General features: G+C 64.9%; 26 protein-coding genes. 14 read left to right on the forward strand and 12 right to left on the reverse strand.

All coding sequences use genetic code 11. From position 1 onward, the window contains the following. Nucleotides 1-11 precede the first annotated feature (11 nt). The 3 genes from ACXJ3V_RS18200 to ACXJ3V_RS18210 all read right to left on the reverse strand — a co-directional run bounded on the left by ACXJ3V_RS18200 (nucleotide 12) and on the right by ACXJ3V_RS18210 (nucleotide 3,960). The gene (locus ACXJ3V_RS18200; RefSeq protein WP_457101758.1) at nucleotides 12-1,010 is read right to left on the reverse strand and encodes a Gfo/Idh/MocA family protein; all 999 of its coding nucleotides are present in this window, start codon (nucleotides 1,008-1,010) and stop codon (nucleotides 12-14) included. Between the two features lie 130 nt (nucleotides 1,011-1,140). Beyond that, nucleotides 1,141-2,745: a hypothetical protein gene (locus ACXJ3V_RS18205; RefSeq protein WP_457101759.1), complete on the reverse strand. Its 1,605-nt coding sequence runs from the start codon at nucleotides 2,743-2,745 to the stop codon at nucleotides 1,141-1,143. A gap of 567 nt (nucleotides 2,746-3,312) precedes the next feature. Next, on the reverse strand, nucleotides 3,313-3,960 hold the full coding sequence (locus tag ACXJ3V_RS18210; protein WP_457101760.1) for a hypothetical protein: 648 nt from the start codon (nucleotides 3,958-3,960) through the stop codon (nucleotides 3,313-3,315). Nucleotides 3,961-4,152: 192 nt separating this feature from the next. Between ACXJ3V_RS18210 and ACXJ3V_RS18215 the strand changes: the two genes are divergently transcribed. The 6 genes from ACXJ3V_RS18215 (at nucleotide 4,153) to ACXJ3V_RS18240 (ending at nucleotide 9,773) form a co-directional block, all read left to right on the forward strand. Next, entirely contained in the window at nucleotides 4,153-4,872 is a 720-nt protein-coding gene (locus ACXJ3V_RS18215) for a hypothetical protein (RefSeq protein WP_457101761.1), read from the forward strand. Between the two features lie 153 nt (nucleotides 4,873-5,025). Continuing rightward, nucleotides 5,026-6,102 carry a type I restriction endonuclease gene (locus tag ACXJ3V_RS18220; protein ID WP_457101762.1) on the forward strand — a complete coding sequence of 359 codons (1,077 nt, stop codon included), beginning with the start codon at nucleotides 5,026-5,028 and terminating at the stop codon, nucleotides 6,100-6,102. Nucleotides 6,103-6,528: 426 nt separating this feature from the next. After that, on the forward strand, nucleotides 6,529-8,448 hold the full coding sequence (locus tag ACXJ3V_RS18225; RefSeq protein WP_457101763.1) for a hypothetical protein: 1,920 nt from the start codon (nucleotides 6,529-6,531) through the stop codon (nucleotides 8,446-8,448). After that, on the forward strand, nucleotides 8,445-8,858 hold the full coding sequence (locus tag ACXJ3V_RS18230; protein WP_457101764.1) for an ASCH domain-containing protein: 414 nt from the start codon (nucleotides 8,445-8,447) through the stop codon (nucleotides 8,856-8,858). The genes ACXJ3V_RS18225 and ACXJ3V_RS18230 overlap by 4 nt, the downstream gene beginning before the upstream one ends. Nucleotides 8,859-9,396: 538 nt before the next feature. Further along, nucleotides 9,397-9,561 carry a hypothetical protein gene (locus ACXJ3V_RS18235; protein ID WP_457101765.1) on the forward strand — a complete coding sequence of 55 codons (165 nt, stop codon included), beginning with the start codon at nucleotides 9,397-9,399 and terminating at the stop codon, nucleotides 9,559-9,561. 32 nt (nucleotides 9,562-9,593) lie between these two features. Continuing rightward, nucleotides 9,594-9,773, forward strand: a complete 180-nt coding sequence (locus ACXJ3V_RS18240; protein WP_457101766.1) for a hypothetical protein — start codon at nucleotides 9,594-9,596, stop codon at nucleotides 9,771-9,773. Between the two features lie 84 nt (nucleotides 9,774-9,857). Here the strand turns inward: ACXJ3V_RS18240 and ACXJ3V_RS18245 are convergent, their stop codons facing one another. Next, nucleotides 9,858-10,388, reverse strand: coding sequence for a recombinase family protein (locus ACXJ3V_RS18245; protein ID WP_457101767.1), 531 nt, complete (start codon nucleotides 10,386-10,388; stop codon nucleotides 9,858-9,860). A gap of 187 nt (nucleotides 10,389-10,575) precedes the next feature. Between ACXJ3V_RS18245 and ACXJ3V_RS18250 the strand changes: the two genes are divergently transcribed. Both ACXJ3V_RS18250 and ACXJ3V_RS18255 read left to right on the forward strand, forming a co-directional pair. Next, entirely contained in the window at nucleotides 10,576-11,025 is a 450-nt protein-coding gene (locus tag ACXJ3V_RS18250; protein WP_457101768.1) for a LexA family protein, read from the forward strand. Between the two features lie 29 nt (nucleotides 11,026-11,054). Then, entirely contained in the window at nucleotides 11,055-12,353 is a 1,299-nt protein-coding gene (locus tag ACXJ3V_RS18255; protein WP_457101769.1) for a Y-family DNA polymerase, read from the forward strand. A 171-nt stretch (nucleotides 12,354-12,524) separates the two neighbouring features. Here ACXJ3V_RS18255 and ACXJ3V_RS18260 read toward each other — a convergent pair whose 3' ends face one another. The 5 genes from ACXJ3V_RS18260 to ACXJ3V_RS18280 form a co-directional block, all read right to left on the reverse strand. Next, a complete protein-coding gene (locus ACXJ3V_RS18260; protein ID WP_457101770.1) occupies nucleotides 12,525-12,914 on the reverse strand; it encodes a sulfate permease in 390 nt (129 codons plus the stop codon). Between the two features lie 83 nt (nucleotides 12,915-12,997). Continuing rightward, nucleotides 12,998-16,513, reverse strand: coding sequence for a MobF family relaxase (gene mobF, locus ACXJ3V_RS18265; protein ID WP_457101771.1), 3,516 nt, complete (start codon nucleotides 16,511-16,513; stop codon nucleotides 12,998-13,000). A gap of 217 nt (nucleotides 16,514-16,730) precedes the next feature. Beyond that, on the reverse strand, nucleotides 16,731-17,012 hold the full coding sequence (locus ACXJ3V_RS18270) for a hypothetical protein (RefSeq protein WP_457101772.1): 282 nt from the start codon (nucleotides 17,010-17,012) through the stop codon (nucleotides 16,731-16,733). A gap of 103 nt (nucleotides 17,013-17,115) precedes the next feature. Continuing rightward, a complete protein-coding gene (locus tag ACXJ3V_RS18275; protein WP_457101773.1) occupies nucleotides 17,116-17,628 on the reverse strand; it encodes a hypothetical protein in 513 nt (170 codons plus the stop codon). A 297-nt stretch (nucleotides 17,629-17,925) separates the two neighbouring features. Beyond that, nucleotides 17,926-18,336, reverse strand: a complete 411-nt coding sequence (locus ACXJ3V_RS18280; RefSeq protein WP_457101774.1) for a hypothetical protein — start codon at nucleotides 18,334-18,336, stop codon at nucleotides 17,926-17,928. A 156-nt stretch (nucleotides 18,337-18,492) separates the two neighbouring features. On the opposite strand from ACXJ3V_RS18280, the gene ACXJ3V_RS18285 reads away from it, so the two are divergent. Next, complete coding sequence (locus ACXJ3V_RS18285; protein WP_457101775.1) at nucleotides 18,493-19,416, forward strand: hypothetical protein; 924 nt, start codon at nucleotides 18,493-18,495, stop codon at nucleotides 19,414-19,416. Next, the gene (locus ACXJ3V_RS18290) at nucleotides 19,413-19,760 is read left to right on the forward strand and encodes a GntR family transcriptional regulator (protein WP_457101776.1); all 348 of its coding nucleotides are present in this window, start codon (nucleotides 19,413-19,415) and stop codon (nucleotides 19,758-19,760) included. Before ACXJ3V_RS18285 ends, ACXJ3V_RS18290 begins: the two co-directional genes overlap by 4 nt. Nucleotides 19,761-19,960: 200 nt before the next feature. Here the strand turns inward: ACXJ3V_RS18290 and ACXJ3V_RS18295 are convergent, their stop codons facing one another. After that, nucleotides 19,961-20,659 carry a hypothetical protein gene (locus tag ACXJ3V_RS18295; RefSeq protein WP_457101777.1) on the reverse strand — a complete coding sequence of 233 codons (699 nt, stop codon included), beginning with the start codon at nucleotides 20,657-20,659 and terminating at the stop codon, nucleotides 19,961-19,963. 526 nt (nucleotides 20,660-21,185) lie between these two features. Here ACXJ3V_RS18295 and ACXJ3V_RS18300 point away from each other — a divergent pair. Both ACXJ3V_RS18300 and ACXJ3V_RS18305 read left to right on the forward strand, forming a co-directional pair. Then, nucleotides 21,186-21,557, forward strand: a complete 372-nt coding sequence (locus tag ACXJ3V_RS18300) for a hypothetical protein (protein ID WP_457101778.1) — start codon at nucleotides 21,186-21,188, stop codon at nucleotides 21,555-21,557. A gap of 413 nt (nucleotides 21,558-21,970) precedes the next feature. Then, entirely contained in the window at nucleotides 21,971-22,102 is a 132-nt protein-coding gene (locus ACXJ3V_RS18305; protein ID WP_457101779.1) for a hypothetical protein, read from the forward strand. Nucleotides 22,103-22,109: 7 nt separating this feature from the next. On the opposite strand, the gene ACXJ3V_RS18310 is transcribed toward ACXJ3V_RS18305, so the two are convergent. Next, a complete protein-coding gene (locus tag ACXJ3V_RS18310) occupies nucleotides 22,110-22,463 on the reverse strand; it encodes a hypothetical protein (RefSeq protein WP_457101780.1) in 354 nt (117 codons plus the stop codon). A 179-nt stretch (nucleotides 22,464-22,642) separates the two neighbouring features. Continuing rightward, on the reverse strand, nucleotides 22,643-22,810 hold the full coding sequence (locus tag ACXJ3V_RS18315) for a hypothetical protein (RefSeq protein WP_457101781.1): 168 nt from the start codon (nucleotides 22,808-22,810) through the stop codon (nucleotides 22,643-22,645). A gap of 408 nt (nucleotides 22,811-23,218) precedes the next feature. Here ACXJ3V_RS18315 and ACXJ3V_RS18320 point away from each other — a divergent pair, with 408 nt between their 5' ends. Continuing rightward, entirely contained in the window at nucleotides 23,219-23,743 is a 525-nt protein-coding gene (locus tag ACXJ3V_RS18320; RefSeq protein ID WP_457101782.1) for an RNA polymerase sigma factor, read from the forward strand. Then, a complete protein-coding gene (locus ACXJ3V_RS18325; protein WP_457101783.1) occupies nucleotides 23,730-24,728 on the forward strand; it encodes a hypothetical protein in 999 nt (332 codons plus the stop codon). Before ACXJ3V_RS18320 ends, ACXJ3V_RS18325 begins: the two co-directional genes overlap by 14 nt. Nucleotides 24,729-25,104: the final 376 nt, after the last annotated feature.

The raw sequence follows: 25,104 nt of genomic DNA on the forward strand, positions 1-25,104 counted from the left end.
GCACGACGCGATCAGGCCATCACCGCGCCGCGCCACAGTGTGAGCGCCTGCGCGATCGCACGCGAGTCATCCCACGGCACCTCCGGCGCCTCCACACGCCCGTCCGCCAGGGCGAGCGACACCGCGTCGGCCTCGGCCGCCATCGGCTGGATCGACGGCACCGTGACGACGCGATCCGAGCCGTCGCGACGGACGATCATCGACGTCGCACTCTCGGCACGACCTCCCCAGGCATCCGGGAGCTCGAGCGTGCCCCGCTCACAGTGGATGACCGCCGAGCGGGGCAGGTCCCGCACGATCGACGTCTCGACCACGGCGACCACTCCCGCGATCTCGAACTCGGCCCGGGAGTGCCCGTCGACCCCTTCGACGATGTCGGCGGTCGCCTCGAGCAGTGCGACCTCGGATGCGAGGGGTGCGCCGGCGCCCGGCATCCTGCCCACCCTCGCAATCTCGACCGCCAGCGACACCGGGTAGCATCCGACGTCGAGGATGGCGCCTCCCGCGAGCGCAGGGTCGAAGAGTCGACCTCGACGAGTGCCGTTCGCGAAGCCGAACGCCGCCTCCACGCGCCGCGGCGCACCGATCTCACCGCTCGCGAGGATCGCGCGCAGGGCCTCGGCGTACGGACCGAAGCGGTTCTTGAACGCCTCGACGAACGGTCGTCCGGTCCGCGTCGCCACACTGAGGATGCGGTCGACTTCGTCTGCCGTCGTGCTCGCGGGCTTCTCGCACAGGACGGCCTTGCCCGCCTCGAGCGCCCGGATCGCGAGGTCGGCATGCGTGGTGTGCACGGTGCCGATGTAGACGGCGTCGACATCGTCGCGCGCGAGGATCTCGTCGTAGGTCCCGGATGCTTCGGCTCCGTGTTCAGCGGCGAAGGCCGCAGCGCGCTCCGCCGACGAACTCCCCACGCCGTGCAGCACGCCGTGGTGGGAGCTCCGCAGCCCAATCACGAAGTCCCTGCTGATCGCACCTGGCCCGAGCACCGCCCAGTTGGTCTGTCGCATGCGTCCGATGCTATCCACGGGGAGCAGCTCACCCACCCCTCCCCAGCGGAGCGCGGTGACCCGTGGGGCCTGCGCCGACGGGCCCCTAGTCGCTGAGCGGGCGCTCCGGAAGGAGTCGAGGGAGCGTCGGTCAGACGGATCGCATCACGACGTAGACGACCGCGAGTATCGCCGCGGTGATGGCGATGGCCGCCAGCACAGTGAGATGCGCCCACCCGACCAGGGCCCCGATGATCAGGGTGGGGATAGCGAGCAGGACGATCGCACCGAACAGCGTGACGCCGACCGCATTGCTCAAACGCATGAACGCGTCCAGCTTCTGAGTATTCAGGGGATCCGGGGGAAGGGTTCCTTCGAGGAGGAACTCTGCGACCTCCGGCATGCGCGGCGGATAATTCGCAGCGGTGTGATCCTCCAGAGCACTGCCATGACCCTTCGGGAACGTGGCGGCCGGCTGGCTGACCGCCACGGGCAGCCCCACGAATCCGGTGTACCCACCGCGACCGACATCCTGATTCAGGCCGTTCAGCAAGGAGCAGAGGATGCCGACCGGAAAGTCATGCGATGCCCGGTCGTTCCGCACCTGGAGCACCTGTCCGGCGTCGACGCGCGCCGACCAGTCGTAGTCCGGGGGAAGGACCGACCCCGCGAGGAGCACGCGGGTGAAGCGCATCGTTCTCACCTCCTGCAGCGCCTTGCCGAGCATGTAGGTGCCGTTGCTGTGTCCGAGGAAGTGGAAGTTGTCGGCGTCATGCGTCGTGAACCATCGACCGTAGTCCCTGAGGAACCGCTTGACATTCCCACGCCGAGTGAAGGGCAATGCGAACTGGATTGCACTGAAGAAGCCGTAGTTCGTCGCCTGGATGTGCACGTCGCCGCCACCGCGGGCCTGGATCGCCGTGGTCGCGCGACTGACCCACTGCTCATGGGCCGATGCGCGGATGCCGTGGACGATGAACACCACCGGATCGTGCGACACCGGCAGCGGCGCGACGCGGGGAAGGTCCCTGCCCGCGATGGCGTTCCGCAGCACCTCCCAACGGCTCTCGGCCGTGTCACTGTGCGTGAGGTCGACCATGCCGCTGTGATCGGTACGGGACATCCAGAGGGTCGACGTCGGCCCCAGGTAGCGACTGTCCTCGACGTCCCTCTCGTGAACGAGCTCGTCATCGCTCGCCAGCACTTGAACGACGTGCACGTCCTGCCGATCTCGTACTGTTTCCACCCATCCGAGGCGCAGATTGGTGATCCAGTAGCCGCCGGCACGGATCTGCTCGACGAGGAGCTTGGTCCGCGGCTGGCAGAAGACCCAGTACACCACCTGCCACAGCCAAGGCAGGTGCGTCGGGTCGAAGCCCGCATTCGGCGATCCGAGGAGCACGACCCGCCGCACCTTGCGCGCCCAGTTCTTCTCCCCATCGTTGAACGCGGCGGGGTCGGCCATCGCGTCTACAAAGGCTGCGCGCACCAGGAGCCCACCCAAGCTGTGTCCACAGAGCACGATGTCGGTGGTGTCCGCCCGCTCGCCGGTGGAGTCGCCGGCGAATTCGGCAATGCTCGCGACCAGGTCGTTGACGGCATCGTCGAGCTTGTTGTGGCTGAAGAGTCTCAGCTCGTTCGGCACGATCTCGATTCGCCACTCCGCGCCGAACTCCGACGTCAGCCTTTGCATCAACTCGTCATCACGACGTCGGCCCAAGCCGAGCACGAAAACGAGCAGTTTGGTTGCAGCCATTGAAGCCCCCAGGCACCCAGTGGTGACGCACACGAATTATCTGCACCCTAGCGGGACCCGGGCCCCCGTGTCCGACTATGCGCGCCGCCCCCAGTCGGCAAGACGAAGGCCCGTCCTCCTGGCGAGAGGAGAACGGGCCTTCGACGTATTTCCCGGGACTTTTACGACCCCCGGTTGGTCGGGATGACAGGATTTGAACCTGCGACCCCCTGGAGGAATCAGACCGTTTCCGGTCTCCCCCGAACGTCTCGTAAACGCCAGGATTCCCTAGTGTTGACAGGGAACCGGACGGTTCGCTTGACCCGATTGTACCCGGTCAGCAGCGGTAGTTCACGGGTGATTGAGATGGGTTGATGATGACGACCGGCCGCATCTTCGTGCACGAACGGGTTGCTCCCCGACGCCATCAACGTCTCGGCCGAGCTGCCGCAATGGCGCGCGCTAAAGGCACACCGATCGTGCTGATAAACGGGCCGGCTATCCGAGCGTGAGCGCCGCCGAGATGTGCCGACACCGCCCAGGATCGAAGGCCTGAACGGTGGGCGACCGGCATACGCGCTGAGGTGTTCATGTTTGGTCGCCTCTCCACGGCATCGCTCCGTCCTGCCACGCCCCCTTGCTTCGCAGCTTCGACTCGATCGCTTCTGCTTGAGTTTGCATCGTCCGCCTGTCCAGGCTCCCTGTGCGCCAGAAACGAAGGTTATGGGTAAACTCAGCGACCCATTGATGGAATGGGGCCGACGCGGCAAGCACAGCCTCGGCATCGGACCTGTCCGATACTCCTCGGAGTGCCTCGAGCGACCTCACGGCCTGGAACAGGCAAAGTTGACCCTCGGCATTGATCCACTCGCCGAACGTTGCTTGGTCGCCGGCTTCGTCAACCGTCTCGTAAAGCTGCAGCATTCTTGTCCGCATTTCGCTGACCAGAGACGCGTCACCCGTTCCGACGTCGAGCGTGCGAAGTGGTGTGAGCGCGTCGAGCAGCCTGTTGTAAGCGGCGGTGAGGTCGGCGCCGTGCGCCCGGCGACGGTCGGTCGACTGTTGCAGTCCAAATAGCACAAGGCCGATCACAGCCGCACCGACGACACCGATAATCAGGTCCGGAATGAACGTCGACCACTGCGATTTCACCGCGACCCCGACCGCCACGAGCGCTCCGAGGACGATCAGCGTTACGCACACGATGAAGAGCTTCAACTGCGCGCGCGGCGTCATAGGCGCACTCTATCGACGGTTCTCATACCGGACGCGCGCCTTAACGTCGCGCACGATGGCAGACCGGCTTCGGGGCGGCCGGGTGGGGGAGACGGCGTTGGATGTCTCGAGTCGCCGATAGCGTCGACACGTGATTTCACGTGCGACTCTCGCCTCGGCCCCCGATACCCCACGTCCCGCCCGGCGTTTCTCATGACAATCGAACATCTCGATCAGCGAAAGGCCTTCGCGCTCATAGGCGAGATGACCTCGACTCGAAACCTCCTGGGATACGGCGTGCGGGTTCTGCGTGGTGCCCGCTTCCTGGAGACCACGCGCGACCCAATCATGACGATGCTGTCGATCGGCGTTGAAAAGCTACTCAAATTGACGGTCGGCGTTATCTCCCTTGACGAGGCGCAAGTATGGCCGTCGAAGGCCACGATGATCAGCTACGGTCACGGCATAGTGGAACTCTTCGACCGGGTGATGAGCGAGATTCAAAGCCGCACCGCGAACAGTACCGACTACGTGAAGGGCCTCGTCTCCGGTGTCGACATCGACCCCACATTGCGCCCGCTACTTCGCGCGTTGGACCGCTACGGCAGGTCCGGACGGTTCTACAACCTCGACATGCTCGCCGACAGCCCACAACCGGAAATGGACCCGGCCAGGATGTGGGACGACGCCGAGCAAGCAGCGCTCGGCGATCCGGAAATCATCGAACTACAGCGCGTCGCCATGGAACGGGTGTCGGACAATGATGCTTGGGATTCGTTCTACGCTGCGGTTCAGGGACACACGGCAGACAGCATCGAGCGCCTGTGGCTGATGATTTCTCGCGTCGGAATCAATCACGCGTTAGGGACGACTGGAGCCGCGCTGGGCTGGGAGATAGCTCCCGACGCAGTCGGGCGGCAGGGATCTCGCTAGCGGCGGTCGGATAACGCGCTCCAGGCGACGCCCTACCGAGTGCCCTCGAGACCACCACGGCAGCTGATGCCCGCGGCGGAGCGGAGTCGCGTGAAGGCAACAGGATACGCTCGGGAACATTCGGCACTTTCGATTGAGTATTTGGGGAAAACGATGGAGTTTGCAGACCGTCTCGCGTCACTGGCGACGAAGGTGAGAAATCAGGCGAAGGCGATCGGCACGGAGGAGGCGACCAAGAACGCGTTCGTCATGCCGTTCATCTCGACGATTCTCGGTTACGACGTGTTCGACCCGCTGGAGGTCGTACCCGAGTTCACGGCGGATGTGGGCACCAAGAAGGGCGAGAAGGTCGACTATGCGATCGTCCGAGAGGGTGAGGTCCAGATCCTCATCGAGTGCAAGGCGTCCCTCGGTCAGCTGAAGATCGAGCACGCGTCTCAGCTGTTCCGCTACTTTTCGGTTACTAATGCCCGCCTCGCGGTGCTGACCAACGGTGTTGTGTGGCAGTTCTACACGGATCTGGACGCGCCGAACCGGATGGACTCGAAGCCGTTCCTGGTTCTCGACCTGCTCGACATCGATGAGACGCTGATCCCGGAGATCCAGAAACTCAGCAAGGACAGCTTCGATCTGGACTCCATCATCAGCGCTGCCGAGGAATTGAAGTACGTCGGTGCGCTCAAGCGCGAGATCGCGGCGCAGTTCCGTGAGCCGTCAGACGAGTGGATCAAGTTCTTCACCGGTCGGGTGTATGAGGGGTCCTTCACGCAGAAGGTTCGTGAGCAGTTCACCACCCTCGTCGGCAAAGCCTCGAGGCAATTCCTGACGGAAAGCGTGAACGACCGGCTGAAGACCGCCCTCGGCGTGACGACACTGGTCGCCGATGACGCCGGCATCGCAAGCGAGCCCGTCGTTGCCGAGGATCTGGATCGGGACACCGAGATCGAGACCACCCTCGAGGAACTCGAGGGTTACCAGATCGTCAAGGCGATCGCCTGCGGCGAGGTCAAGCCGCAGCGGATCACCCAGCGCGACGCCAAGAGCTACTTCGCCGTCCTTCTCGACGACAACAACCGCAAGCCGGTCGCACGGCTGCACTTCAACGGCAAACAGAAGTACCTGGGGCTGCTCGACGACGACAAGAACGAGATCCGCCACGCACTCGACTCGCTCGACCAGATCTACCAGCACGCCGACGCCATACGCGAAGCCGTCCGGCGGTACGCCTGATTCACCGAGCCGTTTGCCCTGTGGCGGGGCCAGCAGAGCTGACGCTCGGAATGCAGCATGCCCGGCCATCAGGCTTGCGGGCGGGCTCAAGCCCAACTCCCGCGCGCGTACCAGGGGCGTCACACGTGGCCACTACCGTGGATTGCACAGAGGAGCGCCCGGGCGTGAAGGAGCGAACCGACATGACCCAAGCATCGAAGTACGCTGTTCAGCCAACGTGGATTCAGAGGCGAAGCAATTGCTAGCTGCTCCGACGGCCGTGCTCTGCCGCGAGATCGACCAATGAGTCGCGCCGATGGCTCTGACCGCCCACGCGCTGCGGTGGTAGTTAGTGTGCGCCCCTGGCTTCCGACCAGCGCGGCGGCGGCCGCCGAGTTCGACCGCGTAATCGGGTTGCATCGAAAGAATCGAGCGACGCTAGGCCACTTGCCTTTCGCGGCGTTTGAGGAAGCGGGTAGGCGTGAGCGATTACTGATCGGTGAGGTCGACGGCATTGTCGAGGGCTACCTGCTCTACAGCACGCCTCGTCAGCAGACACTAAAGCTGGTGCATGTCTGCTCCAGCACCGCCGCAAGGGGTACCGGCCTCGCGAAGGCGATGGTGGAGTTCGCGGTCGCATCCAATCCTGATCGATCGATGATCACTGCACACTGTCGTTCGGACTACGGGATCGATGGATTCTGGCGCTCGCTGGACATGACCCCTTCCACGGAACGGCCCGGGCGCGCGGCCAAAGGGTCCACCCTGACGATATGGACGCGAAGGATCGGGCAATTCGATCTGCTCGAGAACGCGTTGTACGCGTCCTCGCGACCGCTCGCAGTCCTGGATTCGAATGTCGTGATCGATCTCTTCACATCCGAGGCGGTTAATCGGCCGGATCGCCAAGAGTCGTTGGGGCTCGCTGAGGACTGGGTTGTCGACCTTCTGGACTTGTCCGTTTCGCCTGAGGTTGAGGTGGACATCAATTCATTTCAGCCTGCCGCGGAACGCCATCAGGTGCAGGCAAGCCTGACCAGATTTGTGCCGGTCAGGCGGGACGAAGCGATGAGGGCCACTGCGAATGCGATCGTTGCCCGAATGCCGCAAGCCATAGTGACGCGAGACATCAGCCTGCGCAACGACGCCAAACATCTGGCTGACGCGATTCTCGCTGGTGCCGACTACTTCGTGACACGCGACCAGAACCTGCTCGACGCCACGCACGACTGGATTCAGAAAGACTACGGACTCGAGGTCGTGCGTCCAGTCGAGTTGCTGCAGAGGCTTATCCCACCGACGCCCCTCACCGAGTTCCGCTCCGATCAACTCGAGTCGGTGGGCCTACGCTGGGTCCACCTTGTAGCGAGCGATCAGGACCTCGAGGACACCTTCCTCGACACGTTGAGGGGAGAAAAGCGCAGCACATTCCGAAAGCAACTTCAGGCCATCCTGGCGAGGCCGGCGACCGCCAGACTCGAGCTGTTGGTCGACGAGCGCGGGCGCCGATGGGCTCTCCTAGGCACCGAAGTTGCTGGCGGCGAAGTGACAGTCCACACCATACGGATTGGGCGCGGACGTCTGGGAGCAACCATCGCCTTTCAACTGGTGCGCTACCTACGCTCACTTGCACTCGCGCGAGCTGCAAATTCGATCATTGTCGCTGAAGCCTTCGTGGATCAAGTACTTCAGGCGGCGCTAGAGGCGGACGGCTTCACCGAAACACCGCTCGCCGCTCCTATTTCGCGGCACCCGGAATCGAGCTCCGTTGCTGCCTACGCGACAGCGGATGAGGTTGCCAACTATGAACGTAGGAATTGGCCACAGGTGCTCCTCGACCGCGATGTCCCAGTGTGGATAGTCCCAATCCAACCGCAGTTCGCACGCGAGTTGATCGGCTTCAACAACACGCTGCTCCGAACCCGAGAGAAACAAGCTCTCGGACTGGCGCGTGAGTTCGTTTACTTCGCGAGCCCGAAGATCAAACGCTGGACTGTGCCGGCCCGGGTTCTTTGGTATGTCTCGAAAGACAGCAACGCTCCCGAGCGCACGGCAGTCCGTGCCGTAGTCGCTCACTCACGAATCGTGGACTATTCGGTCCTCGGCGTCGATGATGCAGTCGAGCAGTACCGGTCACTCGGCGTATTTCGGAAGCAGGAGATCGAGGCCCGCGCCAATCAGGGGGAAGTCCTAGTCCTGCGATTCGAGGACACTCAGCCGCTGCAAATTCCTGTCGGTCGGAAGACGCTCGACCGGCTACTGGAACGACACAACGTCACGGACTCACTGATCACCATGCGCGCCGCCCCACCGCGCCTGTTCGACGACTTGCTGAGGCTGCAACCTGACTATGAGGTGGACCGATGAAGGCGCTGTTCTTGTCCGTCAAACCCAAATTCGCGCGGGCGATACTCGAGGGCCGAAAGACTGTCGAGGTGCGACGGAAGTTTCCGCACGTACCTGGCGGGACCGTCGTGGTGCTCTACTCAAGTTCGCCCGAGAAGGCCGTAATCGGTACCGTGCGCCTCAAGCAGACAACCCGAGTCGACCCAGGCGCAGTTTGGGAGATGTATGGGGAGAGCATCGCCATTGAAAGAGACGCTCTCGCCCAGTACCTGGATGGCGCGGCGGCATCCACAGTGCTTGAGGTCGAGGATCCCCAGACATGGGTACGGCCCGTCGCGCTGAACACCTTGCGTGAGTTGCTCGGTGTAGAACCACCGCAGAGCTTTCGGTACCTAGCCCCAGAACAGGTCAAGATAATTCGCGAGAGCTGAGCTTGCGAGAGACGGCACTTCATAGACCGCATGCCATGAGGCCCCGGCCTGGTCTGGATCCGAGTTCAACTTGGCTTCCCAGCCCGCGACCGTGTCCCCGTGCAGCTCGGGCTTGTCTGCGTGGGTGACCACGACGGGGGGGGATAGTCTTGCGCTCCGGGGTGGTGAGAACCGAGGCCCGGGCGACCGAGCGCCACGCGCCAGACGAAGCTGCACGCTGAGGGATCGTCAGCCGCACAAGGTAGTCAACGGCGAACACCGCCCTGTGATCCACAGAATCGCATCGGCGATCGCGGCCGAAGTCCCGTGAAGCTAATGATCTGGACGGCGTCGGCGAGGAGGAAGACCAACGCTGCGGCCATCAGCAACCACTCGACGGACTTCTCCCAGCGGACCAAGCGTTCCCCATACATGCGCTGATTTTCCCGGTCGACGACGACCCCGCGCCGCGTGACGGTGGAGCCGGTGCCCGGTTCAGCGCCGGCGCTCCTGTGGACAATTCGGCGAGCACCCAACCAACTCGTCGTAGCCTGCCGAGGTGGATGACTTCGAGGGCGAGCAGCCAAGATGCACGAGCGACGGGATCGTGATGCGCGACGTTCCCGGGGGATGGGCGTGCCCGTCCTGCGAGGAGCTGCTCGCCCCGGTCGTGAAGATGCCGGTACCGCCGCGCTTCACCGGGCCCACGATCCGAGGCGGGTAAGCCGTTCGTTCCGCTCCACTAGGGTAAGCGGCATGACGAGAGATCAGATCGGGATGATTGCGCTGAGCGTTGGCATCTCGGTGCTGAGTGCCGCGATCGGCCTCCTGCTGCTCTATCTCGTCATTCGACTCGCGATCACGCATGGGATGCTCTCCTACTCGCGGCACCTCGAAGAGGCGCGCCGTCACGAGGCGTACGTCTCGAGGCGCTGATGTCGGCGTTCTCGGCGTAGCCTGACGTTCTCGGCCGGAGGAAGGATCCACGCGGCGTCGCGCCCCCAACTGAACCGTCCTAGGTCAGGGCCTCGGTGAGTGAAGGGAGAGCACCCGTTGCACGGTCGACGTGCTCACCCCGAGCACCCGCCCGATACGCGCCATCGACCGGCCCACCCGACGCAGCTCCACGGCCATCGCAACACCATCGGCGTCGAGCACCTCCGGCCGGCCCACCGGTCGACCCACCTGGCCAGCCTTCGTCGTCGCCGAAATCGTCCGCCGCCGCACGACATCAAGAGCACGTAGCACCGCGACCACGGACTCGTCGGTCAAGTCGACCTCAGGCGCGCTCAGACACCGGAACGTCACCCCGCGCGCCCGCATCTCGAGCAAGCTCCCGATCGAGCGAGACACCTGCCCGAGCCGCTCCAGATCCACCACGACCAGCGAGTCGCCGTCGCCCGCGACCTCGAGCCACGCGGACAGCCCAGCCCGAGTCTGCGTATCGGGCTCCTCCACGATCCGCGTCGCGCCGGCCCCACGGAGCAGCGCCACATCAGCAGTCAGGTCCTCGCCCATCACGAGAGGACGCGTGTAGCCGGCTATCGACATGCGAGCAGGCTACTCGGGGCCCGGAGGGAATGCCGAGACGAGCGGCCCTCGGCCGCTCAGCCCACCTAGGGCATGGCCGGCGCTCGGCACCGGGGGACGATGCAGTCAGAGCCAGGGTCAACTTTCTAATGTCGGGTTCTCCGCGCATACTGAATGTCGTCAGAATGTTCTACCTCGAGGAGAGCCGATGCATGCGACCCTCCTCCGCCCGGCCGGCGCGTCAGCAGTACGCCGGTTCGCGGGTCGCCGGGGTATCCGCGTCGCGCCGATCGCGGTCGCCGCCGGCTTTCCGAGTCCCGCGCAGGATTACTACGACGGGGACATCGATCTCACCGAGATGCTCGTCGACGACCAGGCGGCGACCTTCATTGTCCGTGTTTCCGGTCATTCCATGACCGGCGCGGGCATCGACAACGGTGACGAGCTGATCGTGGACCGGTCGAAGACCCCGCGAGACGGCGACGTGATCGTGGCCATCCTGGACGGCGAGCTCACCGTGAAACGGCTGCGGCTGAGCGGGTCCGGTGTCGTGCTGCAGGCCGAGAACCCGGAGCACCCCGACATCGAAGTCGCGGAACTCAGCGACCTGCAAGTCTGGGGCGTCGCAACATACTGCCTGCACCACCTACGGCAGTGACCCGTGACTGACCTCAGTGAGCCGCGCTGATGCTCGCGCACGTCGATGTGAACTCCGCCTACGCGTCGTTCGAACGGGTCTTCCGCCCCGACCTGGCCACCGTCCCAGTCGCCGTCTTGAGTAACAACGATGGAGCTGTGGTGGCCGCGAGCAGCGATGCGAAAGCGCTCGGCATCCAGATCGGCGAGCCCTGGTTCAAAGTGCGGGCGCGGGCAGAACGCCTCGGCGTGATCGCGCTCAGCAGCAACTACGAGCTCTACGGCAGCCTCTCGGCGCGGGTCATGCAAGTCCTGTCCCGGTTCACCGCGGACCTGGACATCTACTCGATCGACGAAGCATTCCTGACCATCCCCCCGCACATCGTGCGAGAGCCCGGCGCGATGCAAGCGTGGGCGCGGGACATCAAAGACACCCTCGCCAGGCTCATCGGCGTCCCCGTCTGCGTCGGCGTCGCGAACACGCGGACGCTCGCGAAACTCGCCAACAAATGGGCGAAGAAAGTCCCCATCTTTGAGGGTGTGTGCGTATGGCCGGACATCCACCCCGCAGACCGAGAACAGCTGATGCGGCAGCTGCCGGTGTCGGAGATCTGGGGCATCGCGGGGCGGCTCGAAAAGCGGCTCAACGCGATCGGAATCAGCACCATCGCCGACCTCGCCGTCGCGGAGCCGACGCTGGTGCGGAAGAACACGTCCGTGGTCACCATGCGCACCGCGCTCGAGGTGCGCGGTGTTCCGTGCATCGCCGCGGAACCCGACCACACCGGCAAGAAGGAGCAACTGATCGTGTCCCGGTCGTTCGGGGAGAAGATCACCACCGTCGCCGAGATGCGGCAGGTCTTCTCTATCTACGCCCAACGCGCCGCGACCAGACTCGTCCGACACGGGCAGGTCGCGAAGATCCTCACCGCCTACGCGTCGGTCTCCTCGTTCGACACCGATCCGGATCGGGCCGGCGCCGGAGCCCGACTTTTCCCGCAGGCCATCGCACGTCTCCCCTCCCCTACTGCAGACCCAGTGCAACTCACGAAAGCGGCGCACTCGCTGCTCCCCCAACTCTTCGACGGGGTCCGCTACGCCAAGGCGGGCATCATCCTCACCGACCTCCGCAAAGCCGGCGAGCACCAGACCTTCGAGCTGTTCCGGCACCCCCATGAAGAGCAGCACATCGCCGAGCTGATGGCCCGCGTGCAACGCAAGACGGGCCGGGACTCGCTCGGCCTCGGCTACGCCGGGCTCCGGCCCGGACCGAAGTGGCAGATGAAGCGGCAGATGCTCACCAAACGAGCGACCACCCACTGGGACGAACTGATCACCGTCCACGCCTAACCCCTCCCGCGACTCCCCTCACGAAGGGGGTGAAGCCTCAGCCTCGCCCCTACCCGGTACCCGACCCTGGGGTTGAAGGGCAGCCGCGGAGCGCCCCGTCCATGAGTTGACTCGGGTGGGTTGCTCACAGGTCCGCCCACGCCGTGTCCGATGATGGCCCTGAAATGATGCCTAGCCAGCCGACCATCGATCGCCAGGCTCTGCCACAAGACTCCCGGGCGTCTCCGCCCTCACTGCCGTGCCATTCGCCGCCCAATATCGTTGCTCATCCCTCCGCACCCGCAGCAGCCGCACTGCCGTGACCGGTCCATTGACCACGAACTTGAGCGCATTCCACAGGCAAAGCAGTACAAGCAGGTTGATCCATCCCGGCGCGCCGCCCGCAACCCACTGTGCGAGCGCGGCGGCGATCACGATGTAGACGACGGCAAGGAGCATCGCTGGCAGGCCCCACTTGAGTCCGCGGCGAGCATGCGTTGCGCGGAGCAAGATGTTCGTCGGCATGCACCGCTCGAAGAACGCGTAGATGCGACTCACGAACACGATCAGCAGTTGGAACATCGGCCAAGCCTCTCCTTCAGGCGTGGGTTTGCTTACTGCGCTCAGGGTACGCCCGCGCCTCCGCGGGCGTATAGAACTGTCGACTACAGGCTGTGGACGGGCCGCGAGTGGCTAGGCGTCCGCTGTGGCTGTGGAGGAGCGCTCGGCTGCGAGAGCCAGATAGCGCGATCGCGCGCCGTGCCTGCCGCCGCAGCATCCATTCGCTGAGTCCCCGAGATGGCGGTAGAGCCGAGAGCGTCATCCTCGAAAACGCCGTACCGATCACGGTAGGCCGCGACAACGCGCGCCTGTCGACGCCAAGCAGCCGCGCTGGCCACGTCCACAGGAACCCGCCCGAGCGACGCGATCCAGTTCTCTCGTGACGTCAATGCCGCCTCGACCAGCGCCGACGCCCGCTGCTCGATGAGGTGCGCCCGCTCCTCGAGGGCGCGCCGCATATCCGCATCCATCTCACCCATCGCCAGAGGGATCAGGCCCGCGATCAACCGCCGGCCACTCCCCCGCGAACTGCCGCTCGCTGGTTGAGCGAGCACTCTCTCGAGACGCTCGTGGAGCACGGCCGCGGCATCCTGAGCATCCTCGAACCCACGCGCCGCAGCGATGCGCGGGAGAAGCGTCTCCACGTTGTGACCCAGCGCTTCGGCGCGACGGAGGCCGGCCGCCAGAGCACCGAAGGCGTCCGACCTGACTGCGGCTTCGGCCATTGCAGCAGGCAGTCCGCATGACTGGACAAGGCTCGTCCACCGCGGTCGCTGCGCGGACGACGCGATCGTCTCGTACTCAGCAGCGAGCTGCGCGACCGATCCCCAACTCTCCTGCTCGGCGACGAGAGTCTCGTGTGCAGACAGCTCAGCGCCGACATGGCCAAGGACGCCGACGAGGATGTCGCGGGCAGAGGCATCGGGACGGTGGCCCGGGTGCTCAGCGGAGTGATTGTCATCGGGACGATCCACGACCACGTACGCCTTGTTGGACGCTCTCCCCCGCGTCATCGCGACGTATAGGTTCTCGCGGGTCGTCCCGGGTTCGACTACCGCATGGGCGGTGTCCGTCGTGATCCCCTGTGCTCTGTAGGCGGTGACCGCGTAGCCGAGGTCGACGTGCTCAGCCACGTACTCCGGTGGCAGGGAGATCGGTCGAGTTCCGGTGCGGTCGCTGTTGCTCACACGCAGCGAGCCATCGCGACGCGTGGCGACGACCTTCCACCTGGCGCCGTTGCGCACCCAGTCGCGTCCTGACCGCAGTCGACGGTCGTTCTTCCGGGTGATGACAATGTCACCGACGGATGCTGCGACCTCGCCCCGCAAGGACACTTCGGCACCCGCTTCCACGGAACCCGACAGGATCAGTTCGGCGCGCGCTCGTCGGTTGAGGGCACCGACGGTCACTCCCGTCTCGGCGATGAGTACCGACGACGTCCCCGAGACGATGTCGTGTAGCCAAGCAATGTACGCCGCGTCCGACATGGCGTCGGCATCACCGCCGACGATCCTGTCGTGCGAGCCGTAGGCATCCAGTGCTTGCAGGCGCCCATTGCGGAGGTCGAGGGATGCTTCCTTCTCCCACGGGTGCCGGAAGCGATGCACGTCAGCGAGTTCGGGTGCATCGGCACGGGCTTCAACCAGCATCCTGAATGCTCCCCCTGCGTCGACCGACTGCAGCTGCGCCCAGTCCCCGACCATGAGGACCTTCGCGCCCGCCCGCACGGCGAGCGTGCAGATGCGATCGAGAGTGAAGGTGCCGGCGAGGGATGCCTCGTCGATGATGACGAGCTGACCCGCGCGAACCGTTGCGCGCCTGTGGCGACTCTCGTGCAACCACTTCGCGGTGTTCTCGGTTGCGATGCCGAGGTCGTCGGCCAATTCGCGTGCGGCGGCAGCAGAGGGTGCGAGCCCGATAACCGAGCCACGGCCATGCTCGTGCTCCCAAGCGAGTCTCAACGCGTGCATCGCCGTCGTCTTACCGGCACCGGCCGGCCCGATCAGCACGTCGAGAGAGCGCGCCGAAGTTGCGATCGACTGGAGAGCCGTGCGCTGATCCTCCCCGAGGGCGAGCCCGTGATTGCGGCGTGCTCGCTCGGCGTGCTCAAGGGTTGCGGCGCTTACGACTGGCCCGTCGGTTGCATGAGACGCGGCGAGCAGTCGCTCCTCCGCATCCAAGAGAGCCATCGACGAGTATCGTTCGGAGCTCCGCGGGCGGAACACGCTCGTGCCATCTGCACGTCGGAACTCGGCGGGCGAGACCGCTAGTTCGGGCGGCGTGAGTTGCACTGAGCGTTCCTCGGCGGCATCCGTGATCATGCCGACGATCGCCTCGCGATCTTCCGTTGCGACGAAGCGCCATCCCATCGTCTGCCGCGCGGCTTCGGCGTACAGGTTCCAGCGACCCCACGTCGAGCGGCGTTCGCTCGCTGCCTCGACCACGCGCGTTGCGACCTGGGCCAGGATGCTGCGCGTGACGTCCTCCGCGCGCAACAGCATCGGCGCATCCTCTTCGCGGACGGTGTCACGCGCCCAAGCCGTCGCGTCGCGGCCGAGCAGACGACCGGCACGGGTACGCCACTCCTGCGTGAGGTCGGCAAGCGAACGGAGCTGCTTCTCCGGCCGGGTCGCGAGTGTCGCTTGCTGGCGCAGTCGGATGATCGTCACGCTCGAGGGAGCGCGGCCGCGCGCCGCTAAGTACTCGTCGATGAGCCGGTCCTTCTCGATGTCGATGTGCCGTGAGCGCGACGAGAACTCGGCGACGAGATGCTCTGGCACATGGGTGATCGCCCAGACAGGGTTGCGATCCGCTTCGCGATCGCGCCGCTCCCACCCGAGGCCGAGTGCACGTGTCAGGTGGTCGGCGAACACGGCGTTGTGCAACTCGGACAGCGCAACGGTCGCCGCGTGCAGCGGTCGCCCATCGAGCGAGCGCCATTTGCCGTCGAACACTGTGCGCACCTTGTTACTCACAACCACGTGTGTGTGCAACTGCGGATCACTCGCGCGTGAGTCGAAATGATCGAAAGCTGCGGCGATCAACCCGGTCACCTCGACCTGTGCAACGGCACCGTCGCGCCCCGCTTCGCCAGCGCGCGTGGCAGCAAGTTCGCGCTCCATGAAGGAGAGCACGTCGTCGACCGCCGTGTGATGTGCGTCGGCGATCTTCGCTTGGGTCTGGGCGTCGGCGATCGCCCAGAGAACGGATGCCGACTTCGGCAGCGAGAAGGTGAAGTCGTAGCCGGCCACCGCGCGGCGGCGGACAGGCGGTGTTGCTGCTGGTGCGTGGCTCGACGGACTGAACGGGGTACCCGCGCTTGGTTCGGAGGCCGCGTACTCGGGATAGGCGCGGCCGAGAGGCGTGCCCGTTCCGGGATCGCGGCCCATCCCCAGCAGCAACTCGAGTTGGGCCTCGGATACGCGCGACCCCGCCGCGATCCTCCCATCGGCAAGCGCTGGCAGCGCGCTTCCGAGCCACCGTCCGGGCGGTGTGCCGGCCTCGGCGTAGTAGCGGGTCAACGGCGTGGAGAGGGGCCGCTCGCCATCGGCCGCAGCGACGGTGCGGAGGAGGTACTTGTAGCCATCCCCCGCACTCATCACCCGCATCGACACCGACATCCGACGCCACCTCTCTCCCTGTGAGGGAGGTGCGCCAGCGTGCCCATGTCAGCGGCGCAGACCTTGATCTGCAAGACGTGTGGGCGCTGTTGGTACTGGCAGGTCGCCGGCGCCGGTCGGTTCCAACCTAGCCTCGGGAGTGGTGACGGGAGGCGCGATCGCGCCGGGGGATGAGTTGTCGCAAGGGGCGGTCGGCTTGCGCGCCGTCCCGATGGGCCTACGAGCCCGTGTTCCGCTCTAGCCACTGGTCGATGTCTGCCAGCTCGTCCCGGATCTTTTGCCGCTCTTGCGGCGTGAAACGTCTGACCTGCATTGCAATTACCGATTCAGCCGCGATCGGACTCAATCCAAACGTTCGCTGCACCGCGCTCCGCAGCTCCTGACCGTCACCCTGCACAGCCGAGCAGACCTCAACCAGTTCTGCGAGTCGACCCAGCACCTCGATGTACGCCGCGATGATCTCGCGACGCCCCATTGCACTTTGTCGTTCGTCTGACATGCGGCCACCCTACCTATGCGACAAACGGATCCTCGCTACCGGCGGCGCACTGAACGGGAGGCGACTGGTTCGTGACATTTCCGTCTGTCCGGGGGGTGGGCGGTCAAGAGTTCGGGGGCGTTGTGGCGCTGGTGAGCAGGACGAGGTGTGTTGCTTCCTCTGCGCCGAATCCGATGAGGGCGGAGCCGTTAGAGACCGTCTGGACGATGACGCGTGTCACTGTCCCGTCGTCGGCGACCTGCATGAAATTCACTACGGAGTCTGTCCCAGCTACCTCAGCGACAATCGGCAAGCCAGTCGCTTCAGTCGCTGACGCGATCTGGTCCGAGATCGAATCGGCCTCGGATGCCTGATCGGTGACCCACACGGCTGCGTACGGGGATGGATCATCCGCGCCTGAGGCGGTGCCCAAGAAGGCGCAGGACGGTGGCGGCGCATCGCCGAGGTCTTTGATCGAAGCGGGGACGTCTGCGGCTTTGAGTTCGCTGTCGACGTGGAATGTGTCGCTTTGGCTGATGACGGCGTCACTGAGCGACTCGGGGCAGGGCAGGAGCGCTGGCGCGCTTGTGCACGCCGACAACGCGGCGACGCAGGTTCCGGTGAGGGCGAACGCCACAATCGCTCTCTTCGCTGACTGCGCTACGCAGTTCGGTGCGTTGATTCTCAAGAGGTACTCGCTTTTCCTATGCTCTGCTGATTCCGATTGACCGACTCTGACGATCTCACTCCGTATGTTGCGTGACGCAGGGATTCCTTACGCGCGGAGACAACAGTTGGGTAACAGGCTGCTTCGAGGTACTCGTGTGGCGGTGCGGCCCTGAGTAGCGGTGCAACTGTCGAGTCGCTCGCAATGACAGCGTCCCTCAACGCGACAGCGTACGACGTGCAAGCGGATGGGGTCGTCTCCGTATGGTTATGCCGCTGCGGTGACGAGAAGCGACTCGCCCACTAACTCGGAGCGATCAGTCACGATCGCGGTTGAGCCGTCCACGACTTGAACGGTGGTTCCATCGGGGCCGACCAGCCGCATGCTCGTGTCTCCACAACCCGCGTACGAGTCGTCGGTTTCGGGGAAGGCGATTACGCATATCGATCCGACGTCCGTCGAGTTCGCGATGTAGTAAGTCGTTCCGGCGCCGTCAGAGCCAACCAATCGCGTGGAGTCGAAGTCGATGCTCGGCCAGCCGATGGTCCTAGAGGGAAGCTCATCTTGCACGGTGCGTTCAGATGACAGCTCGGGAGGCACGCCAGACGAGGCGGCGCAACTGGCGAGGCCGAGTGGGACGACAACCAGCAGCCCGGCAATCAACGCACGATACTTCATGGGCGCATGCTACGGGGCTGCCGCTGGCCGCGCAACACAAGCGCGCGGCTTCAGCGTCTGCCTGGCGGCGGGGCGATGTTCCTTCGTTGACTGTGTCATGTCACTGACACATTGTGTATCGTCGCGGTAATACAACTTGTTGTCAGGGAGTCGTCGATGGGAATTCTGTATCTGATCGCGCTCGCGCCGTTGGTTCTGGCGGCCGCCGCCGCCGCTGCAGGGTGGTTCATCACCGGGCGCCGCGTTGGGGTTCCGACGGGATCGACGCGAGTTCTGACCGTGGTGGCGACCGGTGCCGCACTCGTTGTGATGATCGGCTATTGGCTGCTGCAGACGCTTCCCTCGTTGGCGCCCGCAATGTCGTACGACCCGGACATTGCGATATCGCTGCGGTACCTGGTTCCGCTGATCGCGGGAGGGATAGCCCTCCTCGTTCTTGCATTTCCTGTGCGGGGCAGTGGGAGCCGGAGCGAGGGTGCTGAGCTCTCGCGGCGGACGGTGCTGACTTTCTCCCGGCCCTGGTGGTTTGTCGCGTTCGGGATCGCGCTGCTCCTCACCGTGACGGTCGCGTTGGCCGCCGGTTCCTTGTCGTCGCCCGATGAACAGGGCAGGTACACCCTCTACGTCGTCAGGGCAGGCACAGCCTCGGCGTCCACCACGATCTATGGCTGGCACTACTCGGTCCCGTGCCTCATCCTGCTCGCGACGCTGGTCGGGATCATGACCATCGATCTTGCACTGATCTCAAGGCCCGCCCTCGCCCTTGACCGCGATACGGATGTTGCCGTCCGCCGCGTACGCTCCCTCAACATCGTTCGCGTCGGCGCGGGAGCGGTACTGCTTCACCTCTCTGCCGTCCTCAGCTCACTCGCCGGAACATCCACCCTCCGCGCCGGAGTCGGTACCGGTGCGAGCACCGCAGGCGAGATCAACGTCGGCACGTCTTTCGCCGCGCTGACCCCTCTCCTCTACTGGGCCGGAGCGGTCGTCGGAGTAATCGGACTCGCCCTATGGTTCTCCGCACTGCTCTCCACCGTGCCGGCACCGGCGAACTCTCGACGCCGCGTGGAGGTCGGATGATCATCACCTTGTCCGCGTCCGGCGGACCACCGACCGATCAGGTTCGCGACCAGATCCGTGGGCTCATCACCACCGGGCAGCTGGCCGCCGGAGAAAGACTCCCGTCGGTCAGGCAACTCGCCACGGACTTGGATGTCGCTCCACGAACGATCGCGAAAGCGTACAAAGCGCTGGAGACTGAAGGAATTCTGGAGACCCGCATCGGCAGCGGAACACGCGTCGGAACGACGGCATCCCCCACCGCCCGCTCCGTCGTAGAAGCCGCACGGAAACTCGCCGCCGCCAGCCATCGCCAAGGCGTCGACCTCGACGAAGCCACCCGCGTACTTCGCGCGATCTGGTAGCACGACCAACCATCCAGTAGGGCGTCCCTCAGCGAGACACGATGGTGACGAGCAGTCGATCCCTGGGCCGAGGTGTTGCCGGTTGAAGTGCGCCGCGCGATTGGCTTGCGGTTGCTGCCGTCGAGAAGCATTGGCTAAATGGGTCTTAGCATCGCGCGGGGTGATTTGTTCGGACCGCTCTGTGCGGTCGCGTTCGTGCGCTACCTACCGCGATTGGCGCCGAGTGGGCGACGCGGACGCCGCGCGTGCCAGACGGCGAACCACAGGACGACACCAACCCCAGCAAGCGCGGCCACGATGGTCAGCAGACTGAAGGTCGCCGCGTCGAGGCAGAATGGTCGCCCACCGCACGCATCGGCGATGCGTTGCGCGTGGTCGGCGGCGATGAGCGCCTGCGCGTCTGCGACCGGCAGCGTCGCGGGCAGGATTCGGCGGGCCCAATCATTGAGCGGGGTGATTGTCGCGTCGGCGAGCAGGTACCACGCGCCTGCTGGGGCGTCCTCGACGAGCTGGCCTGGCGCGAGGTGCGCGAGCGTGCGCGCGAGGGCGGCGTCATCGTCGTAGCCAACGAACTGCGGGGCCCCGTCGTAGCCCGACACGCGGGCGGTGCCGACGAGTGCACCATCGCCGTCGTACCGCGCTGCCACCCAGTCGACCGGCTCTTTCACCGCCTCGTCAGTCGTCTGACCTGCACGGAACGCGTCGGTCCAGACGTACGCGGTATGCGGAACGTCGAACGCGCCATCACCGCACGCCAGGTCAACCAGGTCGGTGGCCGAATCACAGTCGAACAGCGTCGTGACCTCGTCGGGCACATCCCCCACCGCTGCCGCGTGGGCGGCGAAGGGCGCCACGGCCACCATCAACGCCATCAGCACGACCGCTATGGCACGCCGCATCCGTTTCCTTCCCCAGTGGAGCTGATGTTAGCGATCCCCTGGGCTCTCACCCGGCGAGCGTTGCGGGATCGTGACGACTCGGTCCTCACGCGACAACGAAGTCGCTACACCGGATTCTTCTGCTGACGGAGGAACGTGGCGATGGTTCGTACCCCGACTCTCCGGCTTGCCGTGTGCAGGAGTGTTGGGTGTGAGCTACGTTCGGGGTCACACATGGTCACCACCTTCGTTGTCATGCCAGCCGTCGTATACCGGTCCATCAAGGCCGGACCCGGACGGTGAATGAATCGCCAAGCGAAACGGGAATCATAATGAAACGAAGAGGTTTCTTGGTATCGGGCGCAGTACGTCACGACGGACTGCGGCTGACAGCTTGAGCAAGCGATCGTGGACAAACGTCCGGCAAGCACCCTCCTGGGCGCTTGTCCCGATCGGCTTGGCAATCATCGTTGGTTGCGCGGCCTGCTCAGGCCCTGGCGCATCCCCAACTCCCACGGCCAGCAGCTTTCTCTCGTCGGAGGAGGACGTGCAGGAACTCATGCATGACTGCATGGCTACCGCAGGTTGGGACGGCGTCTTGCAAAGCAACGAGGTCTACGACTACACGTACAGCGAGGAGCAACGCACCGCGTTCGAGGCGGCGTCCACTGCTTGTGTCGAACAAATCGGCGGCAACCTCCCGGTTGAGCGAACCGATGCTGAGTGGCACGAGCTCTACGACTTCTACATCACCTCACGACAATGTATTCAAGACTTCGGGATCGACACGCCGCCAGCGCCTTCGTTCACCGCCTGGAAGGAATCCGGCTACGAGTGGAGCCCCTACGCGGCGGTCATCCCTACTACCGACCAGTTCGAAGAATTGATAAAGACCTGCCCGCAAACCCCAGATGGCTGAGGAAAACCCTATGTTGGGTCCTGATCGGCTGCGATTGAGCGAGCGAAGATTGTGCTGGCTGACACGATTTCGACATGGGTCGGCCATGCCAGCGAGTAGGGCCGACCCCCTCGAATGCGTTGTCGCTGTTCTTGGCCTCACGGAATAGCGCGAGCACGAGCGGACGACTCCGTTCGCGGCTGTCGTTGGCCGTGCTCCAGAGCAGTCCCTTCATCACGATGAGGAGAAGAGCCACCGCGGTGCTGAGTATCGCGCCAGCGGTTAGCCACACCCAGATCCGTCCCGGCCAGCCCGCGGCGACCAGACCGACGTATGCGATGCCCATGAGTGCGGTCGCCACCCAGCAACTGCCGATCATGACGTCCGATGTGATCTGAGACGCCCTCGCCGGTGCCGAACTCGACGACAGCGACGTGGTTGCCGCCGCGGCGTGCATCCGTGTGACCGGCGACCCGCGCCAGTTGCGCATCAATCAGGCGCTCGCCGCTCATGATCTCTCCGTCGGATCGCACGACAGCATGGAAGCCGAAGGAATCTGCTCGTGACTTCGGGTCAGCTAGTGGGGCTTGGGCAGGCGCTCTCCAACTCCTCCAGGCGATCGATCACCAGCTCTGTTGGTACCCCTTCGTAGGGTCCCCACCTTCGGCCGGTGTCCAACCATGTTGCGAAGGACGGGGCGGTGATCACTGGAATCCCCTCGTTCGCAAGGCAGTCGGACTGCTTGAGAAGCTCACCGAAGAAGCTCTCCCAGTGGTCAGTTGTCCAATCAGGTTCCTCGTTGGCGCCGATGGCTTCTATGCACGCGTCGTTAGCTGTACGGAACGGACCTGCCTGCGCGTCGGTGAAGGAAAAGCCGTACGACCCGTCCTCGTCCACCGCAGATGGCTCCCACCCACTCTCGATCATGCAGTCGTTGTAGTCACTGATCTCCTTGGACGCTGGTGTTGCGGTGACGCTGGGAACGGGCTCGCTCGGGGCTTGCGCACACGAGGGAACTACCACGACTGAGGTACAGAGAGTCCCGAAAACGACTAGACCGAGCAAGACCCGGGGCCGGTGACGCACGCTGGTGAAGGAGTTTCGGGTCATGCGCGGTAGGTGGAACCGGCGCTGCAACCGTCCGACGGCGCATCATCGATGTAGCCGTCAGCGGCGAGAGGGACTCTCACGACTAGGGCCAACGCGATCGTCACCGCGCGACTGCCCTTCTTCTCAAATTCATCTTCTTCTCTCACATGCTGTTCGATGGTCAATCGTCGACTCTTCCTGGCGATTCGTCGAGTCTGAAGCGTGGGCTGTGCCCCTATTTTCATGTTGTCCGACTAGCGAAATCCTTACCCGCCACACCAAACGTCCCGATGACGAAACCCGCGGGCCCGCCGTGACCCTGAAAGGTTGGACCGCGAACGTCAACTCAGGATGCAAGCGGGCCTCACCGGTGAAGCCTCGTCGTGACCCAGGCCGAGTGGGGGGGAAGGGATTGACCAGGAAGGGCATTTTCGGATTCGAGTCGTTGGCCGAGTCACTGAACCGAGGAGGGCGGCATTTCAATCGGATCATCCGCATGAGCCTCTGGCGCGAGGTGCGGTTGCCCACAGATTTGATGTGCGGGCGTAAGGGAGGGTGCGTGTTCGTCAATACTCATGTGACGGGTCTTGACGGTGAGGTGGTGCGCCCTGGATCGCGACGAGTTCAACACGATCTTCGCCGCGCACTATGTGCGCGTCGTCAGGTACGTGGAACGCCGGACCGGCGATCACGGTATCGCGGAGGAGATCGCCGCGGAGACGTTTTTGGTGGCGTGGTCGAAGCGGGACCGGGCGGACATCACCCTGCCGTGGTTGTACCGCACTGCCGCCCACAAGATCGGGGACTTCTACAAACGGTCACGCCGCAAACGGGCCGCGGAGGGAGCGCTGGTCCGGCTCGTGGAGGAGCCACCCGTCGGAGTGTCGACGCTAGATCGGTTGGCGCTCACAGCAGCGATGAAGGCATTGGCGAGCCGAGAGCGGGAGGTACTCATGCTCACATATTGGGAGGGTTTGACAGCCCGCGAGGTCGGCGAGGTGATCGGTGCCAGCGAGTCCGCGGTCTGGGTCGCACTCACCCGCGCCCGAGCCAAGCTGCGTACTGGGCTCAGCGAGAGCATCCCGGTCGTGCGAGGTGGTAACCATGCGATTCGATGATGACGAGCTCGGTGCACTGTTGCGCCGCCTCGACCCCGCCCTCACCCCCGAGGACACCCCGCTGACGGTCGCACAGGTGGTGTTGCGGGACCGGATCACCGGCGCGGTGGCGCCGGCTCCGGCGCGTCGACGCTCACCGCTCCTGTGGTGGAGCGCAGTCATTCCGGCGCTGGCGACTGTCGTGGTTGCGCTCGTAGTGGTCTTCTCGCTGGTCTCGGTACCGCGAGCGGTCGCGCTCACCCCCACCCCGGTCACCTTCACCGACACCGGGCAGACCGCGAAGGACGTGCTCGCCTTGGCACAACACGCTCTTGTGTCCGACGGGTCGCCAGCGGACCCGCAACGGGAGAGCACCGCGACCGGCTGGTACCTGCAGATCGACGAGCATCAGGGAGAAACCACGGTGGCGATCAGCCCGCAAGTCACCACTCTCCGGTGGGAACCCGACCAGTCCGGGCACGTAACCGTTGTCGCCGGCACTCCCTACTGGGCGGACGGATCGGACAACCCCATCCCACCCGCCGACGCCCCATCCGCCGGGACCTTCATATCGGATATGACGATCCCCGCCGGCGCCTTCGGTGCCCCCACCGTCGACCCGCCCGGGGCAACCGAAGCGGAGATGTCCGCATGGCTGATGACCCTCGGGCTCCCCGCCGATGCTGACGCCGCGGACCTCATCGACACCATCAACCTCGCCATGTCCTACTGGACAATGACCAACCAGCAGCACGCGGTCCTGCTGGACCTCCTCCTGAACCGGGACGACGTCGAGGTCGCCGGCACCGGTACCGACCGCGCCGGACGCCCCGTGATCGGCATCACGGCCGACTCGACCCGCTTCCCCGGCACCCGCCGACTCCTCCTGATCGCCACCGACACCGGCCGCATCGTTGCGGAAGAAGTTCTCCGCACAACCGCGGAAGGCAAACTGCCTGCCGGGTCCGTCATCTCCTACACACTCTGGGGACTCCCCACCACCTGAAACACCGCACCATCCGCGCCGTCCTGACGACCGCGATCCTCCTCAGCATTGCGCCGATCGCAACGCACGCCGACACCCTGGACCCGTGGATCACCACCCGCGTTGCAGACCGTACTCGGGGGCGAAGCCCCTCGACGACCACGCCGCTTACTGGCCCGACGTGACCATGACCGTGACCATCTCCGACCCGCGGCGGGGAGCGGTCGGCACCGGGCCGACGACACGGTTCGGTTCGGGTCACCCCGGGCGTGTGTGAGCACGGTCCTCGAGGAAGCGTCGGGGCGCGTGCGCGGACGGCCCCGCCGACTCTGGGAACGAGTATCTCGGCGAGCACGTGGGCGAGCGTGGGGGCCATCATTGCGTTGCCCACCGGCAA

Source organism: Microbacterium sp. P5_E9 (genome assembly GCF_054049175.1).

What these genes read in the sequence shown, in the direction of transcription:
- ACXJ3V_RS18245 (WP_457101767.1), bottom strand. Translation starts at nt 10,388, where the DNA reads ATGTCGATAGCCGGCTACACGCGTCCTCTCGTGATGGGCGAGGACCTG.
- ACXJ3V_RS18210 (WP_457101760.1), bottom strand. Translation starts at nt 3,960, where the DNA reads ATGACGCCGCGCGCGCAGTTGAAGCTCTTCATCGTGTGCGTAACGCTG.
- ACXJ3V_RS18295 (WP_457101777.1), bottom strand. Translation starts at nt 20,659, where the DNA reads ATGCGGCGTGCCATAGCGGTCGTGCTGATGGCGTTGATGGTGGCCGTG.
- ACXJ3V_RS18260 (WP_457101770.1), bottom strand. Translation starts at nt 12,914, where the DNA reads ATGTTCCAACTGCTGATCGTGTTCGTGAGTCGCATCTACGCGTTCTTC.
- ACXJ3V_RS18270 (WP_457101772.1), bottom strand. Translation starts at nt 17,012, where the DNA reads ATGTCAGACGAACGACAAAGTGCAATGGGGCGTCGCGAGATCATCGCG.
- ACXJ3V_RS18255 (WP_457101769.1), top strand. Translation starts at nt 11,055, where the DNA reads ATGCTCGCGCACGTCGATGTGAACTCCGCCTACGCGTCGTTCGAACGG.
- ACXJ3V_RS18230 (WP_457101764.1), top strand. Translation starts at nt 8,445, where the DNA reads ATGAAGGCGCTGTTCTTGTCCGTCAAACCCAAATTCGCGCGGGCGATA.
- ACXJ3V_RS18200 (WP_457101758.1), bottom strand. Translation starts at nt 1,010, where the DNA reads ATGCGACAGACCAACTGGGCGGTGCTCGGGCCAGGTGCGATCAGCAGG.
- ACXJ3V_RS18325 (WP_457101783.1), top strand. Translation starts at nt 23,730, where the DNA reads ATGCGATTCGATGATGACGAGCTCGGTGCACTGTTGCGCCGCCTCGAC.
- ACXJ3V_RS18240 (WP_457101766.1), top strand. Translation starts at nt 9,594, where the DNA reads ATGACGAGAGATCAGATCGGGATGATTGCGCTGAGCGTTGGCATCTCG.
- ACXJ3V_RS18220 (WP_457101762.1), top strand. Translation starts at nt 5,026, where the DNA reads ATGGAGTTTGCAGACCGTCTCGCGTCACTGGCGACGAAGGTGAGAAAT.
- ACXJ3V_RS18280 (WP_457101774.1), bottom strand. Translation starts at nt 18,336, where the DNA reads ATGAAGTATCGTGCGTTGATTGCCGGGCTGCTGGTTGTCGTCCCACTC.
- ACXJ3V_RS18290 (WP_457101776.1), top strand. Translation starts at nt 19,413, where the DNA reads ATGATCATCACCTTGTCCGCGTCCGGCGGACCACCGACCGATCAGGTT.
- ACXJ3V_RS18205 (WP_457101759.1), bottom strand. Translation starts at nt 2,745, where the DNA reads ATGGCTGCAACCAAACTGCTCGTTTTCGTGCTCGGCTTGGGCCGACGT.
- ACXJ3V_RS18250 (WP_457101768.1), top strand. Translation starts at nt 10,576, where the DNA reads ATGCATGCGACCCTCCTCCGCCCGGCCGGCGCGTCAGCAGTACGCCGG.
- ACXJ3V_RS18285 (WP_457101775.1), top strand. Translation starts at nt 18,493, where the DNA reads ATGGGAATTCTGTATCTGATCGCGCTCGCGCCGTTGGTTCTGGCGGCC.
- ACXJ3V_RS18310 (WP_457101780.1), bottom strand. Translation starts at nt 22,463, where the DNA reads ATGATCGAGAGTGGGTGGGAGCCATCTGCGGTGGACGAGGACGGGTCG.
- ACXJ3V_RS18215 (WP_457101761.1), top strand. Translation starts at nt 4,153, where the DNA reads ATGACAATCGAACATCTCGATCAGCGAAAGGCCTTCGCGCTCATAGGC.
- mobF (WP_457101771.1), bottom strand. Translation starts at nt 16,513, where the DNA reads ATGTCGGTGTCGATGCGGGTGATGAGTGCGGGGGATGGCTACAAGTAC.